This window comes from Luteimonas sp. TWI382 (assembly GCF_039674545.1).
Lineage (GTDB): Bacteria > Pseudomonadota > Gammaproteobacteria > Xanthomonadales > Xanthomonadaceae > Luteimonas.
This window is the reverse complement of sequence record NZ_JBDJNS010000013.1, coordinates 61551-77382: the sequence shown is the minus strand read 5'-3', so window position 1 is coordinate 77382 and position 15832 is coordinate 61551. Positions and strand designations below refer to the sequence as shown.

The following is a 15832-nucleotide window of genomic DNA, read 5'->3' as shown; positions in this document are numbered from 1 at the left end:
GGTGTCCCCCTCAGGTCGCGTCCGCCGGCTCAGCGGATGCTGCTGCCGATCCGGCCCCAGTCGACCCAGCCCGGCGCCTGCGAATCGACGTTCATCCAGATCAGGAACGCCTTGCCGCGCAGTTGGGTCTCGGGCAGCGTACCCCAGAAGCGGCCGTCGTCGCTGCGGTCGCGGTTGTCGCCCATGACGAAGTAATGGCCCTGCGGGACTTCGTAGCGCCCCTCGCCCATGTGGAACGGCGCGGCCTCGTCGATGTGCAGGATCTCATGGCTGCGACCGGGCATCGTCTCTTCGTAGAGCGAGGCACCAGTCATCTCCGCGCCGCGCCCCACGCCCTCGTAGGTGCCCAGCCGCTGGTAGCCGAACGGGGTGCCGTTGACGAAGACCTGGTTGTCGCGGAACTCGACCGTGTCGCCCGGCAGGCCGATCACCCGCTTGATCCAGTCCTGGTCGGGGTGCTGCGGCGGACGGAACACCACCACGTCGCCACGCGCCGGCTCGCCGATGTCGATGACCTTCTTGTTGGTGATCGGCAGCCGGATGCCGTAACTGAACTTGTTGACCAGGATGAAGTCGCCGATCAGCAGCGTCGGCATCATCGAGCTCGACGGGATGCGAAAGGGTTCGGCGACGAAACTGCGCAGGATCAGCACCACGAACAGGACCGGGAAGAAGGCCTTGGCGTAATCCACCGCGACCGGCTCCTTCTCCTCGATCAGCCCGCTGCGGCGCGCGCGCCGTTTGGCCAGCACCAGCTTGTCGAGCAACCAGATGACGCCGGTCAGCAGCGTCAGGAGGACCAATGCAGTCTCAAACCATTTCATGCGAGCTCCTCGGGAGCGGTGGTGCCTGATGGGCGATCGATGATCGGAAAAACGGGGCGTTCACGTTGCGCACGCCGCTCACCGACACGCGATCACGAATCGCGGCTGTTGCTGAGCACCGCCAGGAACGCTTCCTGCGGGATCTCGACGCGGCCGACCTGCTTCATGCGCTTCTTGCCTTCCTTCTGCTTCTCGAGCAGCTTCTTCTTGCGCGAGATGTCGCCGCCGTAGCACTTGGCCAGCACGTTCTTGCGCATCGCCTTGACCGTGGTCCGGGCGATGATCTGCGAGCCGACCGCAGCCTGGATCGCCACGTCGAACATCTGCCGCGGGATCAGGTCCTTCATCTTCTCGGTCAGCTCGCGCCCGCGGCGGTCGGCGTGCTGGCGATGGACGATCAACGACAGCGCATCGACCTTGTCGCCGTTGATCAGCGTGTCCACGCGCACGAACGGACCGGCCTGGAACCGCAGGAAGTGGTAGTCGAGCGAGGCATAGCCGCGGCTGACCGACTTGAGCTTGTCGAAGAAATCGAGGACGACCTCCGCCATCGGCAGCTCGTAGCTGATCTGCACCTGGCTGCCCAGGTAGCTGATACCGATCTGCGTGCCGCGCTTCTCCTCGCACAGCGTGATCACGTTGCCGACATAGTCGGGCGGGGTCAGCACGTTGGCGCGGATGATCGGCTCGCGGATCTCCTCGATCTGGTTGACCGGCGGCAGCTTGGCCGGGTTGTCGAGGCTGAGGATCTCACCGTCCGTGCGCAACACCTCGTAGATCACCGTCGGCGCGGTGCTGATCAGGTCGAGGTTGTACTCGCGCTCCAGCCGCTCCTGCACGATCTCCATGTGCAGCATGCCGAGGAATCCGCAGCGGAAGCCGAAGCCCATCGCCTCCGAACTCTCGGGCTCGAAGCGCAGCGCGGCGTCGTTGAGGCGCAGCTTCTCGAGCGCCTCGCGCAGCGCCGGATAATCCTCGGCGTCGATCGGAAACAGGCCCGCGAACACGCGCGGCTGCATCTCCTGGAAGCCGGGCAGCGGGCTGGGCGCCGGATCGCCGGCCAGGGTCAGGGTGTCGCCGACCGGCGCGCCGTGCACGTCCTTGATCGATGCGGTGATCCAGCCGACCTCACCGGCCCGCAGTTGCGGCAACGGCTTGCGCTTGGGCGTGAACACGCCGACGTTGTCGACCTGGTGGCTGCGCCCGGTCGACATCACCAGCAGCTTGGCACCGGGCTTGATCTCGCCCTGCATCACGCGCACCAGCGAAACCACGCCCAGGTAGTTGTCGAACCACGAATCGATGATCAGCGCCTGCAGCTTGTCGGTGTCGCGCGGCTTCGGCGGCGGGATCCGGTGCACGATCGCCTCGAGCACCTCCTCGACGTTCAGGCCGGTCTTGGCGCTGACCGCGACCGCATCGGCGGCATCGATGCCGATGACCGCCTCGATCTCGCTCTTCGCCCGCTCGATGTCCGCCGTGGGCAGGTCGATCTTGTTGAGCACCGGCACCACTTCGAGCCCCTGCTCGACCGCGGTATAGCAGTTGGCGACCGACTGCGCCTCCACGCCCTGGGCCGCGTCGACCACCAGCAGGGCGCCTTCGCAGGCGGCCAGCGAACGGCTGACCTCGTAGCTGAAGTCGACGTGTCCGGGCGTGTCGATGAAGTTCAGATGGTAGGTCTGGCCATCGCGCGCGGTGTACGGCAGCGACACCGACTGCGCCTTGATCGTGATGCCGCGCTCGCGCTCGATCGGGTTCGAGTCGAGCACCTGCGCTTCCATCTCGCGCGCCTGGAGGCCGCCGCAGAGCTGGATGATGCGGTCGGCCAGGGTCGACTTGCCGTGGTCGACGTGGGCGATGATGGAAAAGTTGCGGATGTTCCGCATGGGATCGTGGGTCATGTGCGGCGGCCGGGCCGTCGTCGGGATAACGGGCGATTATCGCATAGCGCCGCCGCCCCGCCGCGCTCGCCGTGCCTCCTGCCAGCGCGACGCCTGGGCGCCCGGAGACGCGAAGGCCCGCGGCGTCGGCCGCGGGCCTTGCATGAACGCAGTGCGGGCGCCTGCGCTCAAGGCGCGTCGGGCACCGAAACTGCGCGGTACTGGGTCGCGCCACCGCGGCCGCGCACCAGCAGCATCACCGTATCGCCCGGCTTGACGTCGCGCAGCGCACGGTCCAGCGCGGCCGCACTGGCGACCGGGGTCCGGCCCACGCGCAGGATCACATCGCCCGCGGCGATGCCCGCGGTCGCCGCGGCACCACGGCCGACGCCGGTCACCAGCACGCCTTCATCGTTCGATAGCCCGTACTGCCGGCGCTGCGCGGCATCGAGGTCGCGACCGGCCAGTTCGAGCGGATTGCCCTGCGTCGACGGCGTGGTCCCGCGCTCGGGCGCGGTGCGCGGCGCGCCGGCCGACGCCTGGCCGTCGAGCTGCATCAGCGTCACGTCGAAATTGCGGCTGCGGCCGTCACGGAACACGTCGAGCTTGACCCGGGTCCCAGGCGCCTTGCTGCCGACCAGCGGCGGCAAGTCGCTGAAGGTGTTGATCGGCGTGCCGTCGACGGCGCGGATCACGTCGCCCGGCTCCAGCCCGGCCTTCTCGGCCGGACTGCCCGGCGCGACCACGGTCACCAGCGCGCCGCGCGCATCGGGCAACTTGAAGCCGGCGACCTCGTCAGCGCCGACCAGCCCGATCTGCACGCCGAGCTGCCCGCGCTGCACGCTGCCGGTCCGCTTGATCTGGTCGGCGACGTTGGAGGCCACGTCGATCGGGATCGCGAAGCTCACGCCCATGTAGCCGCCGGAGTTGCTGAAGATCTGCGAATTGATCCCGATCACCTCGCCGGCGACGTTGAGCAGCGGGCCGCCCGAATTGCCGCGATTGATCGGCACGTCGGTCTGGATGAAGGGCACGTACTGCTGGTTGGCGTAGGGATTGGAGCGCTGCACGGCACTGATGATGCCGGCCGTCACCGACTGCTCGAAGCCGAACGGCGAGCCGATCGCGACCGCCCACTGCCCGGGCTTGACCGCCGCGGCGTTGCCCATGCGCAGCATCGGCAGACCGCTGGCATTGATCTTGAGCACGGCGACGTCGGATTCGGGATCGCTACCGACGACTTCGGCCTGAAACTCGCGCCGGTCCGACAGCCGCACCTTGACCTCGTCGGCGCCCTCGATGACGTGATGGTTGGTCAGCAGATAGCCGTCGGACGAGATCAGAAATCCGGTGCCCATCGAGGCACGCGGCATGCTCTGCCCGGGGCCACCCGGCCCGCCCGGGAAGTCGAAACCAGGACCGAAGAAACGTCGGAAGATTTCCGGGATCTGCGCGTCGTCGGGCATCTGCTGCCCGCGCGTCTGGCGGGTGCCGGCGGTCGATTCGATGCTGACTACGGCCGGACCGACGCGCTCGACCAGCCGGGTGAAGTCCGGCAGCCCGCTGACCAGCGGCGCCTGGGGCGTGGCGGAGACGGTGTTGGCGGTATCGGCCGCCGACGGGGCGGCGCTCGACTGCGCGGTCGCATTGGGCAGCACCAACGCCGTGGTCGCCGCCGACAGCACCGCGACCAGGGACACGGCCAGCAAGGATTTCTTCATCGAGGTCATGGGGGAGTCCGGAAGTTCAAGACAGAGGGATCGGTCGCCGCTGGGCGGCGACATGCCGGAACGGCTGCGGCGCGATGCTCAGGGCTGCGCGGCGGACGCCTGATCAGGGACCTGGCGTGCGTCGCCGGGCTCGACCGGGAAACTCGGCAGCACGTCGCTGGCCGGCGCGTCGCTGCGTGCCCAGGAGGGCGCATCGAAGCCGCCGCCGTAGCGCACCGAGAAGCGGGCATCCGGCGCCAGGTCGCTCGCCTTCGGCCAGGGCCGCGCGACCGAAGGCGCAGCCGGCAGCCCGGCGTTGGTCGCGGCGGCCGCGAATGCCGCCTCGACCTGCGAGGCGGCGGCCGGCGCTGGGGCCAGGGCATCGGGGGCGACCTCCAGAGGCGTCGCCGCAGCGGCCACCTGTACCGGTGCCGCATCGCGCGTGCGGCGCGCCGCCGGGGGCGCGACCGTGCGGTCGGCGCGGCTGCGCCGGGGGACTTCGGCGATCGCGATCGCCGCCGCACCTGCGGCCGCAGCCACCTGGACCGGCGCTGCGGGTTCATGCGCAAACGCCGACGCATCGGCCGCGGCATCGGTGGCCAGCGGCTCGCTGGTCGCGGCGACCTGCGCGGCCGGCAGTGCGACCTTGTCTTCCGCGCCCGGCACGCCACCCGGGCGGCCGACGAACAAGGCGGCCAGCGCGACCGAAGCCGCCAGCGCAGCGCCGCCCCCGCCCCAGCGCAGCAGGCGCGGACGGCGCCCGGCCGAGGCCGGCGCGACGGTGACGCCGTCGTTGGCAATGCCACGGGCGACGCGATCGGCGAAATCGGGCGGCAGCAGCGAGACGTGGCGGCCGCGCAGCACGTCGCCACAGACCTGCCAGCGCTCGAAGCACGCCGACAGCTCGGCGTCGTGCTGCAGCCGGCGGCGCAGGAAGCGCGCCTGGTCCTGGGGCAGCGCGTCGTCGAGCATGGCCGACAGCTGCTGGCGGTGGTACAGCTCGAGCTTGTCCGGATCGGGACCGAGCTGCAGGGCATCGATGTCGTCGGAAGGGCTCATCGGGTCACGCGCTCCACTTGTCTCTCGTTGTCCATCAGGGGCCTGAGTTCGCGATCGATCGCATCGCGCGCCCGGAAGATCCGCGAACGCACCGTGCCGATCGGGCACCCCATGCGTTCGGCGATCTCTTCGTAGCTCAGGCCATCGACCTCACGCAGGTTGATCGCGACGCGCAGTTCCTCGGGCAAGGCTTCGACCGCGCGCACCACCGTTTGTTCCAGTTGCTGACGCATCAGTTCACGTTCCGGCGTATCGCCGTCGCGCAGACGGATCGCCGAATCGAAATGCTCGGCGTCATCGACGTCCACATCGTCGGTCGGCGGCCGCCGGTTGTGCGCGACCAGATGGTTCTTGGCGGTGTTGACGGCGATGCGGTGCAGCCAGGTGTAGAACTGCGCATCGCCACGGAAGCTGGCGATCGCGCGGTAGGCGCGGATGAAGGTCTCCTGGGCGACGTCCTGGCATTCGCTCCAGTCGGCCACGTAACGCCCGATCAGCGCGGCGATGCGGTGCTGGTACTTGCGCACCAACAGGTCGAACGCCGCGGTGTCGCCGCGCTGTACCCGCTTGACCAGTTCCTCGTCCAGATTTCCGTACTCCGGGCTGTCGCGTTGTTCGGCCATCAGCCGGACCTCCTTCGGGGCCCGGCCTGGCACGGGCAATGAGACAGGCGGTCGCGCGAAAAGTTCCGTCACGACGGGTATGGCATCGTCGCCGCACCAAAGAATGCATGTCCTGGGGCCACGACCGACGTTCCGCAAGCCGGCCGCACGATTTGACGGCACGGAAGCGACCTCGGGATCATAGGACCCACCTCCGTACTCTAAAGAATGGTGCCGTATGCTTGCAGGCCTCGACGGGCTTCGCTTCAGCCACTGGCAAGCGCAATCGCGCGATGACGGTGTCCTGGTGCTCGCGTTCGACCGCGCAGGCGAGTCGGTCAACACCTTCGCCCAGGATGTGCTCATCGAGTTGGACACGCTGCTCGAACGCCTGGCGCTCGACCCGCCCAAGGCCCTGGTGATCCGCTCGGCCAAGGCCAAGGGCTTCATCGCAGGGGCCGACATCCGCGAATTCCAGGCATTCGATGCCAAGGGCACGATCGGCGACTCGATCCGCCGCGGCCAGTCCACGTTCCAGCGCCTGGCCGAGCTGCCCTGCCCGACCGTCGCCGCGATCCACGGCTTTTGCATGGGCGGCGGCACCGAGATCGCGCTGGCCTGCGACTATCGCGTCGCCAGCAACGATTCCTCGACCAAGATCGGCCTGCCCGAGGTCAAACTCGGGATCTATCCCGGCTGGGGCGGCAGCGTACGCCTGCCGCGGCTGGTCGGTGCACCGGCCGCGTTCGACATGATGCTCACCGGACGCGCGTTGTCGGCCAAGGCCGCGCGCGGGATCGGCCTGGTCGACAAGGTCGTCGAGCCGGCGCTGCTGGTGGATGCAGCCGCGGCGCTCGCGCTCAAGGGCACCACGCGGCCGCTCAAGCAGCGCGCGCTGGCGCGGCTGACCAATCTGTGGCCGGTGCGCCAGGCGCTGGCCCCGGTGCTGCTCAAGCAGGTCGCACGCAAGGCAAGGAAGGCGCACTACCCCGCTCCCTACGCGCTGGTCGAGACCTGGAAGCGCGCGTCCGGCGATACCCGCGCCCTGCTCTCGGCCGAACGCCGCTCGGTGGTCAAGCTCGCCGGCACCTCGACCGCGCGCAACCTCACGCGCGTGTTCTTCCTGATGGAACGGCTCAAGGGCCTGAGCGGCAAGGCCGGCGCGCAGCAGGCCCCGATCCGCCGCGTGCACGTGGTCGGCGCCGGCGTGATGGGCGGAGACATCGCCGCGTGGTCGGCCTACAAGGGCCTGGAGGTCACGCTGCAGGACCGCGAGCAGGGATTCATCGACAAGGCGCAGGCGCGCGCGGCCAAGCTGTTCGAGAAGAAGGTCCGCGACGAAGCCAAGCGTCCCGAAGTCGCCGCCCGGCTGCGCTCGGATCTGGCCGGTGACGGGATCGCCGAGGCCGACCTGGTCATCGAGGCGATCATCGAGAACGCCGAGGCCAAGCGCGCCTTGTACGCGACGGTCGAACCCAAGCTCGGCCCCGATGCGCTGCTGACCACCAACACCTCGTCGATCCCGCTCGACGAGCTGCGCGCCCACGTGCAACGCCCGGCGCAGTTCGCCGGCCTGCACTACTTCAACCCGGTGGCGTCGATGCCGCTGGTGGAGATCGTCCACCACGACGGCGTCGCCGAAGCGACGATCCAGCGGCTGGCGGCGTTCTGCAAGGCGATCGACAAGTTGCCGGTGCCGGTCGCCGGCACGCCGGGCTTCCTGGTCAACCGGCTGCTGTTTCCGTACATGCTCGAGGCCGCGACCGCGTACGCCGAAGGCATCCCGGGGGCGGCAATCGACCGCGCAGCGGTGGCGTTCGGTATGCCGATGGGGCCGATCGAGCTCATCGACACCGTCGGCCTGGACATCGCCTCGGGCGTGGGACAGGAACTGGCGCCGTTCCTCGGCCTGCAGATTCCCGCTTCGCTGGCGACGCCGCCCGAGGCCGGCAAGCGCGGCAAGAAGGACGGCCAGGGCCTGTACACGTGGGAAGACGGCAAGCCGAAGAAGCCCGACCTGCCGAAGGACTATCGCGCGCCCGAGGATCTGCAGGACCGGTTGGTGCTGCCGCTGCTCAACGAGGCAGTCGCCGCGCTGCACGACGGCGTCGTCGCCGATGCCGACCTGCTCGATGCCGGCGTGATCTTCGGCACCGGCTTCGCCCCGTTCCGCGGTGGCCCGATCCAGTACATCCGCGAGACTGGGGTCGATGCGGTGCTCGAACGCCTGCGGACGCTGCAGGCGCGCCACGGCGACCGCTTCGCGCCGCGACCGGGCTGGGACGCCGCGGCGCTACGCGCCGGCTGAGCCTGCCGGACCGATCGAGACCGGGCCGAGCGCCTGGTCGGCGTCACGCGCCGTCGGCGGCTGCCGCGATCGCTGCGGCGCGATCGGCGATCGCCTGCACGACCGCTTCGCGCTCGGATGGCGTCAAGGCGAGCATCTCGAAGGTCTCGCCGAAAAACAGCCCGTCGAAGGCGAGCATGACCATCATGGCCTCGGGAAACCGCGGTCCGAGCCGCCGCAGCTGATCGATCTGTTCGCCCGAGAACCGCCGCGGCTCCTCCATGAGCTCGGGCGTGTTGACCGCCGCGGCAATGAACGAGCGGGTGGCGTGCGGCTCGTGCAAGCCTTCCTTGCGTTCTGCGCGATGTGCCTGCACCAGTGCCTGCAGGTAGCCACCAGGCGTGGCCGGTTGCTCCGCGATCGCCGCCTTGAGCGTCGTGCGGTGCTCGTCGAGGTGATGTTCGACCATCGCGCGCAACAGCGCGTCCTTGCTGGCGAAGTGATACAGCAGGCCGCCCTTGCTGACGCCCGCTTCGGCCGCCACGGCATCGAGCGTGAGATGGGCCGCGCCCACCTGTTGGGACACGGCCAGGGCCGCGTCGAGAATGCGGGCGCGGGCATCGCTGCGGGGTTTTCGGGTCATGGCTGCCGGGCTTGACGACGAGCCCACAAGTCTAGACGATACCGTCCAGCCGGTACAGTCAAGGATTCAACGTGATGACCTCCCTTCATCCGCGACCTGCGCTTGTCGACAGCGCCAACGTCACTGCCGCAGATGCCTACGCGGCGCTGTCTTGGGTCGAGCAGTTCGTCGAACTCGCGCGCCTGGCGATCGACGAGGACGACGACGAAGCGCTGCGGCGCCGTTATGAGGACGAGCTGCTGCGCCGCGCGGTCTATCTGCGCGCCGCCGGTCTGTTCGATGTCATGCAGATCCGCCACCCCGCCCTGCGCGCGCTGGTCGCCGACGCGCGCTGAAGGCGGCCACGCCGCACGCCCAGCGCCATCGCACTACATCGTGTGGGTCGGCTTCTCCGACGTCAGCACGCCGGCCAGCAAGGTCTCGATCCGCCCTTTGAGCGCTTCGCCCTCGGGGGTGTCGGCGAACTGGACGCCGACCCCGGCCGCGCGGTTGCCCTGGGCGCCAGCCGGCGTGACCCACACCACCTTGCCTGCGGTGGGCAGGCGTTCGCTCGACTCGGGCAGCGTCAGCAGCAGGAAGACCTCATCGCCGATGAAGTAGCGCTTGGTCGTGGGCACGAAGACCCCGCCCTGCTTGAGATAGGACATGTAGGCGTTGTACAGCGCCGCCTTGTCCTTGATGGTCAGCGACAGGATGCCCTGGCGCGCGGCGGCTCCGGTAGCGCTCATCGATTCGATTCCCCGGTTGTGGTCATGGACGGCCAGCGGCGCTGCGCCATCCCTGGAGCAGTTCGGCGATCGCCAGGTCCGCGCGGACGGTGGTCCTGAGCAGATCGCGCGTGCGGTTGGCCGCGTCGAACCACGCCGCGAGCTTCGCGATTCCCGTCGGGTCGGTCAAGGCGGCCGCGCGCGCAAGCGCAAGATCGGCCGCATGGCGCAGCCGGTCCACGGCCTGCTCGTCGCCGGCCCAGCGCTGCGCGGTCGCAACGGCCGGCAGCTCGCCCTTGGCCAGCCCGGCCAGATCGCGATGGACCTCGCGGCGCAACTGCATGCCACCGCCAGCGAGCCAGTCGGCCGCCAGGCCCGGGTGTCCCTTCGCCGCATCGAGCGCCTCGACCACGTCGTCCTGCGCGTAGCCCTTGCCCGCCAACCACGCCAGCGCCTCGTCGCGCGGCGGCAGGCGGAACTCGATGCGCTGGCAACGGCTGCGGATTGTCGCCGGCAACCGCGCCGGGTTGGCCGCGACCAGCCACAGATGGCGACCGGGCTGCGGCTCCTCGAGGGTCTTGAGCAGCGCGTTGCAGGCCGCGTGATTGATCGCGTCGGCCGGATCGACGATCGCGACCTGCGCCTGCCCGTACTGCGGCGTCAGCGACAACTTGTCCGACAGGCCCCGGATCTGTTCGATGACGATCTCGGTGCGCAGCTTGGTGCCGTCCTTGGTCGGCACGAACGACACTGGATGGAAATCGGGATGGCTGCCCGCGGCCAGCAACTGCGCGACGCGCGGCTCGCGGTCGGCCCCGAGCACATGCGCGGCCAGCGCGTCGGCGACTGCGCGCTTGCCCAGCAGCGCAGGCCCGCAGAACAGCAGCGCATGGCCCAGCCGCTGCGCATCGAGCGTGGCGAGGGTGTGCGCATAGATGCGCTGCTGCCAGGGGGCGAAGTCGGCCACGCCGGCGCTCATGCCGACACCTGCAGGACCTGGAGCGCGTGCACGGCGTCGGCGGCGACCGCATCGGCCGGCCGGGCGGCATCGATCACCCGGAACCGCGCCGGATGCGTTTGCGCGCGGTGCAGGAACGTCGCGCGTACCCGCTCGAAGAACGCGTCCTGCTCGGACTCGATGCGGTCCGGACTCGGGTCGCGACTGCGCGCACGCGCGCGGCCCTGTGCCACGCCCAGGTCGAGCAGCAGGGTCAGGGCCGGCTCGATGCCGACATAGTCGCGCTCGAGCGCGGCGATCCGCGCAACCTCCAATCCGCGCCCGCCGCCCTGGTAGGCGTAGCTCGAATCGGTGAACCGATCGCTGATCACCCAGGCGCCGCGCTCGAGCGCCGGCACGATGGTCTCGGCCACGTGTTGGGCGCGCGCGGCGAACACCAGCAGCAGTTCGGTGTCCGGGCGTGCGGGCTCGTGCCCCGGATCGAGCAGCAGGCCACGGATCATCTCGGCCAGCGGCGTCCCGCCGGGTTCGCGCGTACACACGACCTCGCTGCCGTCGGCCTGCAACGCTGCGCACAGCGCGCGCAACACCGTGGTCTTGCCCGCGCCTTCGCCGCCTTCGATCGTGACGAAACGCGGATACGACCGCAGCCCGCTCACGGCCGCACCTCCTCGCCGGTCGCGGCTTCGACCTCCGCCTCGTTCGGCGGCAGGGTCTCGTCGCCGGCGGCGGCCTGGGCGGCGCTGCCGGCGCTCGCATCGCCGCCACCGAAGCGCGCCCGATAGCGCCGCACGTACTCGCGGACCGCGGCGTTGTGCTCGGCGTAGCTGCGCGAGAACACATGGCGGCCACTGCCATCGCCGACCGCGACGAAGTACAGCGTGTCGCCCGGCGCCGGGTGCGTGGCCGCCTCGATCGCGGCCTGGCCGGGCATCGCGATCGGCGTGGGCGGCAGGCCGTCGCGGGTGTAGGTGTTGTAGGGCGTATCGGTCTGCAGATCGCGGCGCCGGATATTGCCGGTGTACGCGGTGCCCATGCCGTAGATCACCGTGGGATCGGTCTGCAGGCGCATGCCCAGTTGCAGCCGGCGGTTGAAGACGCCGGAGATCTGCGGGCGCTCTTCGGGCACGCCGGTCTCTTTTTCGATGATCGAAGCCAGCACCAGCGCCTGCTCGCGGTCCTCGAGCGCCAGGCCCGGGTCGCGCGTCTCCCAGGCGCGGTCGAGCGCAGCCTCGAGCGCGGCATTGGCCCGCGCCAGCACGTCCAGGTCGGTGTCCCCGCGGGTGTAGAGATAGGTCTCGGGCAGGAAGCGGCCTTCGGGATGCACGCCTTCTAGGCCGAGTTCGGCCATCAGGCGCGCGTCGTCGAGCTCGGGCACGCGCTGCGCCAGCAGTTCGGCGCGCGCGAGGGCAGCGCGCAGTTCGCGCATGTTCCAGCCTTCGACGATCGTGAAACGGTGGTGGATGACCTTGCCGTCGCGCATCCGCAGCAGCAGCGTGCGCGGGGTCGTCTTGGCGTCGAGCGGATACTCGCCGACTTGGATCTTGGCGTCGGCGCCGAGCTGGCGCGCGAGCATGCGCCATTCCAGCGCATGCCCTTCGACCACGCCGGTCTCGCGCAGCCGCGCGAGCACGCGCTGGAACGAATCGCCGCGCTCGACGGTGAACGTGCGACCGTCCTCGATGCCAGACAGCGGGGTGTCGGCAAAGCCGGTGTAGCGGTCGTAGAGCAGATAGGCGCCGGCACCGGCCAGCAGCGCCGAGAGCACGAACAGCAGGCCGAGGCCGCGCCAGCGGCGTTTCACAGGTGGGGTCATGGGCGGCGAAGGCCGTCGGTTCCGAATCGGGACGTCAGGATACCGTGGCGCCCGTGCAGGGCGTGACCTGCGGCCGCGATCGGCCGCGCAGGACGGCCATGGCGCGGCAGCGACGCGACTTCTGCGATCCTAGCCGGCCTTCCCGCCGCCATCCCTCGATGAAGAAGCGCGTCAAGAGAATCCTCGCCTGGGGTGTGTTCACGCTGCTGGTCATGGCGGTCAGCAGTGTGTTCGTCGCCGACCGGCTGATGCCGCCAGCGACCGGGGTGCCGAGCACGACGCTGCCGCTGTCGGAGGATGCGACCGCACTGGACCGCGAACTGACGCCGCTGCTCGCCCGCCACCCGGGCCAGACCGGCGCGATCATGCTGCCCGACGGCATCGATGCCTACGCCGCGCGTGCGATCTCTGCACGCCAGGCCGGACGCAGCCTCGACCTGCAGTACTACATCTGGCACGACGACCTGACCGGCCGCATGCTCGCCAACGAGGCCTGGGAAGCGGCCGAGCGCGGCGTCCGGGTCCGGATCCTGCTCGACGATGTGGGTGTGGGCGACATGGACGCCACGCTGCTGGCGATGGACGCCCATCCGCGCATCGAGCTGCGCGTGTACAACCCGTTCCGCAATCGGAGCGGGCCGCTGCGGGTGCTGGAAATGATCCAGCGCGCCTGGGGTGTGAACCATCGCATGCACAACAAGGCGTGGATCGCCGACGGGCGACTGGCGGTGGTCGGCGGGCGCAACATCGGCGTGGAGTACTTCAGCGCCGCCGAAGCATTCAACTTCCACGACCTCGACGTCGCCGTGTTTGGTCCCGCAGTCGCCGAGGCCAGCGCGATCTTCGACGACTTCTGGAACAGCGAGGCCGCGGTGCCGATCGCTGCGCTCAATCGCAAGCCGCCGCACACGCTGCGCGCGGTGCTCGCGCGGATCCGCGACGAGGCCGGCAGCCCCGAGGCACGCCGTTTCCTCGATGCGATGGACATCTCGCCCAGCGTACGCCGTTACTTCTCGCAGGAGCTGACGCCAATCTGGAGCGAGGACATCCGGATCCTCTCCGATCCGCCGATCAAGTGGCGCGGCGATGAACGCGGCAACTGGCTGGTCGAGCATCTGGTCGGCCAGATCGGCGCAGCCAAGCGCAGTGCGTTGTTGATCTCGCCGTACTTCGTCCCCGGCGGGAATGGTACCGAGGGCCTGGTCGCGCTGGCCGACCGCGGCGTCCATGTGTCGGTGGTCACCAACTCACTGGCCGCCAACGACGTCGTGGCCGTGCACGGCGGCTACGCGCGCTATCGCAAGCCGTTGCTCGAAGGCGGCGTGCATCTGTTGGAGACCCGCAGCCAGGCCTACGCCAAGGCCGCCAGCAGCCTGTTCGGCAGCAGCGGGGCGAGCCTGCACACCAAGGCGGTGCTGATCGATGGCCATCGCGGCTTCGTAGGCTCGTTCAACCTCGACCCGCGCTCGGCCAATCTCAACACCGAAATGGGCGTGCTGTTCGACGACCCGGACCTGGGCGCGGCGCTGCGCGACGAGTACCTGCACTTCGCCGACCCGGACATGAGCTATTGGGTCTATCTCGACAGCAAGGGCCGGCTGCGCTGGCTCGACCGCACGCGCGACCCGCCAGCCGCCCTGGACAGCGAGCCCGACGCCACCCGGCGACAGCGCGCGATCGCAGCGCTGGTGCGCTGGCTGCCGATCGAATCGCAGCTGTGACCGTGCGCGGTCGGCGAGCGCGCCAGCGCTGCGCCCACACGCCGGCCGCGTGGTGCACTGCAACACCTGCGGCAACCCGATGACGCAGACGCAAGCGCTTGATACCGCGGTGTTTTCCGCCTCGCGCGGGTGGGCGCGACCCTTTCCGGGGAGGAGGTGCGTAAAATGCGGCGTTCCCGGACAGACGGCGTCCGCGGACGTCCGCAGACGGACGTACGGGCCCACCTGCTGGCCCCATGCCGCCTCCAGCCAACCATGCGTCGGGCGATCGCCCGCGACGGAGCATTGAATGATTTTCGAGCACCTCGACACCACCGGTCACGAGCAGATCGTGTTCTGCCACAACAAGGACGTCGGCCTGAAGGCGATCATCGCGATCCACAACACGGTGCTGGGCCCGGCGCTGGGCGGCACGCGCATGTGGCCGTACGAATCCGAGCAGGACGCGCTCAATGACGTGCTGCGCCTGTCGCGCGGCATGACCTACAAGAACGCGGTCGCCGGCCTGAACATCGGCGGCGGCAAGGCGGTGATCATCGGCGACCCGGCCACCGACAAGTCCGAGGGTCTGTTCCGCGCATTCGGCCAGTTCGTCGAGTCGCTCGGCGGCCGCTACATCACCGCCGAGGACGTCGGCATCGATGTCAACGACATGGAGTTCGTCTACCGCGAGACCCAGTACGTCACCGGCGTGCACCAGGTCCATGGCGGCTCGGGCGACCCGTCGCCGTTCACCGCCTACGGCACGCTGCAGGGCCTGCTGGCGTCGTTGAACCGCAAGTTCGGCAACGAGGAAGTCGGCAACTACAGCTATGCGGTCCAGGGCCTGGGCCATGTCGGCCTGGAGTTCGTGAAGCTGCTCAAGGAGCGCGGCGCGAAGATCTTCGTCACCGACATCAACAAGGAGCGGGTCGAACGCGCGGTCAGCGAGTACGGTGCCGAGGCCGTGGGCCTGGACGAGATCTACGATGTCGATGCCGATGTCTATTCGCCATGCGCACTCGGCGGCACGGTCAACGAAAAGACCCTGCCCCGCCTGAAGGCCAAGATCATCTGCGGCGCGGCGAACAACCAGTTGGCCAACAATGCGATCGGCGACGAAGTCGAGCAGCGCGGCATCCTCTACGCGCCCGATTACGCGGTCAACGCGGGCGGCGTGATGAACGTGTCGCTGGAGATCGACGGCTACAACCGCGAGCGTGCGATGCGCATGATGCGCACGATCTACCACAACCTCACGCGCATCTTCGAGATCGCCGAGCGCGACGGCATTCCGACCTACCGGGCCGCCGACCGCCTGGCCGAGGAGCGCATCGAGGTCATCGGCAAGCTCAAGCTGCCGCTCGGTCGCGCCGCCCCGCGTTTCCAGGGCCGCGTCCGCGGCGCCTGAGGCGGTTGAAGTAGAGCAAAGCGCTTCAGAAATGGGAGTTCCACTTCGGCTGGGCAGCGGCCTGCCGGCCGGAAGCCGCTCTTCCCTCGGCCAGGCCGCTTCGCGGTCCGGCCACGCGAAGCACGCGTGGCGTTCACCTGGATGCGCGGCAATGCCGCGCAAGCCATCCAGGCTCACCCTGTCCTGACTCGGCCGCGCGCCCGCTCCGCTGTGCGGATCGGTCCGGCCCGGCG

General features: G+C 69.4%; 14 protein-coding genes. 4 read left to right on the top strand and 10 right to left on the bottom strand.

Going from position 1 to position 15832, the window contains the following annotated elements:
* Positions 1–29 precede the first annotated feature (29 nt).
* The 5 genes from lepB to rpoE form a co-directional block, all read right to left on the bottom strand.
* Positions 30–824 (bottom strand): signal peptidase I, encoded by a 795-nt coding sequence (lepB, locus tag ABE505_RS10305; RefSeq protein ID WP_346444398.1) that lies wholly within the window; start codon positions 822–824, stop codon positions 30–32.
* A gap of 92 nt (positions 825–916) precedes the next feature.
* Positions 917–2728, bottom strand: coding sequence for a translation elongation factor 4 (gene lepA / locus ABE505_RS10300; RefSeq protein WP_346444396.1), 1812 nt, complete (start codon positions 2726–2728; stop codon positions 917–919).
* Between the two features lie 167 nt (positions 2729–2895).
* Positions 2896–4437 (bottom strand): Do family serine endopeptidase, encoded by a 1542-nt coding sequence (locus ABE505_RS10295; protein ID WP_346444395.1) that lies wholly within the window; start codon positions 4435–4437, stop codon positions 2896–2898.
* Positions 4438–4515: 78 nt separating this feature from the next.
* Positions 4516–5475: a sigma-E factor negative regulatory protein gene (locus ABE505_RS10290; protein WP_346444393.1), complete on the bottom strand. Its 960-nt coding sequence runs from the start codon at positions 5473–5475 to the stop codon at positions 4516–4518.
* The gene (gene rpoE / locus ABE505_RS10285) at positions 5472–6098 is read right to left on the bottom strand and encodes an RNA polymerase sigma factor RpoE (RefSeq protein WP_346444391.1); all 627 of its coding nucleotides are present in this window, start codon (positions 6096–6098) and stop codon (positions 5472–5474) included. Before rpoE ends, ABE505_RS10290 begins: the two co-directional genes overlap by 4 nt.
* A gap of 217 nt (positions 6099–6315) precedes the next feature.
* Here rpoE and ABE505_RS10280 point away from each other — a divergent pair, with 217 nt between their 5' ends.
* Complete coding sequence (locus ABE505_RS10280; protein ID WP_346444390.1) at positions 6316–8385, top strand: 3-hydroxyacyl-CoA dehydrogenase NAD-binding domain-containing protein; 2070 nt, start codon at positions 6316–6318, stop codon at positions 8383–8385.
* A gap of 43 nt (positions 8386–8428) precedes the next feature.
* Here ABE505_RS10280 and ABE505_RS10275 read toward each other — a convergent pair whose 3' ends face one another.
* Positions 8429–9007, bottom strand: coding sequence for a TetR/AcrR family transcriptional regulator (locus ABE505_RS10275; protein WP_346444388.1), 579 nt, complete (start codon positions 9005–9007; stop codon positions 8429–8431).
* Between the two features lie 74 nt (positions 9008–9081).
* Here ABE505_RS10275 and ABE505_RS10270 point away from each other — a divergent pair, with 74 nt between their 5' ends.
* Positions 9082–9342, top strand: coding sequence for a hypothetical protein (locus ABE505_RS10270; RefSeq protein ID WP_346444386.1), 261 nt, complete (start codon positions 9082–9084; stop codon positions 9340–9342).
* Between the two features lie 33 nt (positions 9343–9375).
* Here the strand turns inward: ABE505_RS10270 and ABE505_RS10265 are convergent, their stop codons facing one another.
* Genes ABE505_RS10265 through mltG form a run of 4 tightly spaced genes read right to left on the bottom strand, consistent with a single transcriptional unit; the run spans position 9376 to position 12488 of the window.
* The gene (locus ABE505_RS10265; protein WP_183426345.1) at positions 9376–9735 is read right to left on the bottom strand and encodes a PilZ domain-containing protein; all 360 of its coding nucleotides are present in this window, start codon (positions 9733–9735) and stop codon (positions 9376–9378) included.
* Between the two features lie 22 nt (positions 9736–9757).
* Positions 9758–10693, bottom strand: coding sequence for a DNA polymerase III subunit delta' (locus ABE505_RS10260; RefSeq protein WP_346444384.1), 936 nt, complete (start codon positions 10691–10693; stop codon positions 9758–9760).
* On the bottom strand, positions 10690–11331 hold the full coding sequence (gene tmk / locus ABE505_RS10255) for a dTMP kinase (protein ID WP_346444382.1): 642 nt from the start codon (positions 11329–11331) through the stop codon (positions 10690–10692). Before tmk ends, ABE505_RS10260 begins: the two co-directional genes overlap by 4 nt.
* Entirely contained in the window at positions 11328–12488 is a 1161-nt protein-coding gene (gene mltG, locus ABE505_RS10250; RefSeq protein WP_346444380.1) for an endolytic transglycosylase MltG, read from the bottom strand. Before mltG ends, tmk begins: the two co-directional genes overlap by 4 nt.
* A gap of 158 nt (positions 12489–12646) precedes the next feature.
* Here mltG and ABE505_RS10245 point away from each other — a divergent pair, with 158 nt between their 5' ends.
* A complete protein-coding gene (locus tag ABE505_RS10245; protein WP_346444378.1) occupies positions 12647–14209 on the top strand; it encodes a phospholipase D family protein in 1563 nt (520 codons plus the stop codon).
* 289 nt (positions 14210–14498) lie between these two features.
* Positions 14499–15599: a Glu/Leu/Phe/Val dehydrogenase gene (locus tag ABE505_RS10240; RefSeq protein ID WP_183426350.1), complete on the top strand. Its 1101-nt coding sequence runs from the start codon at positions 14499–14501 to the stop codon at positions 15597–15599.
* Positions 15600–15832 lie beyond the last annotated feature (233 nt).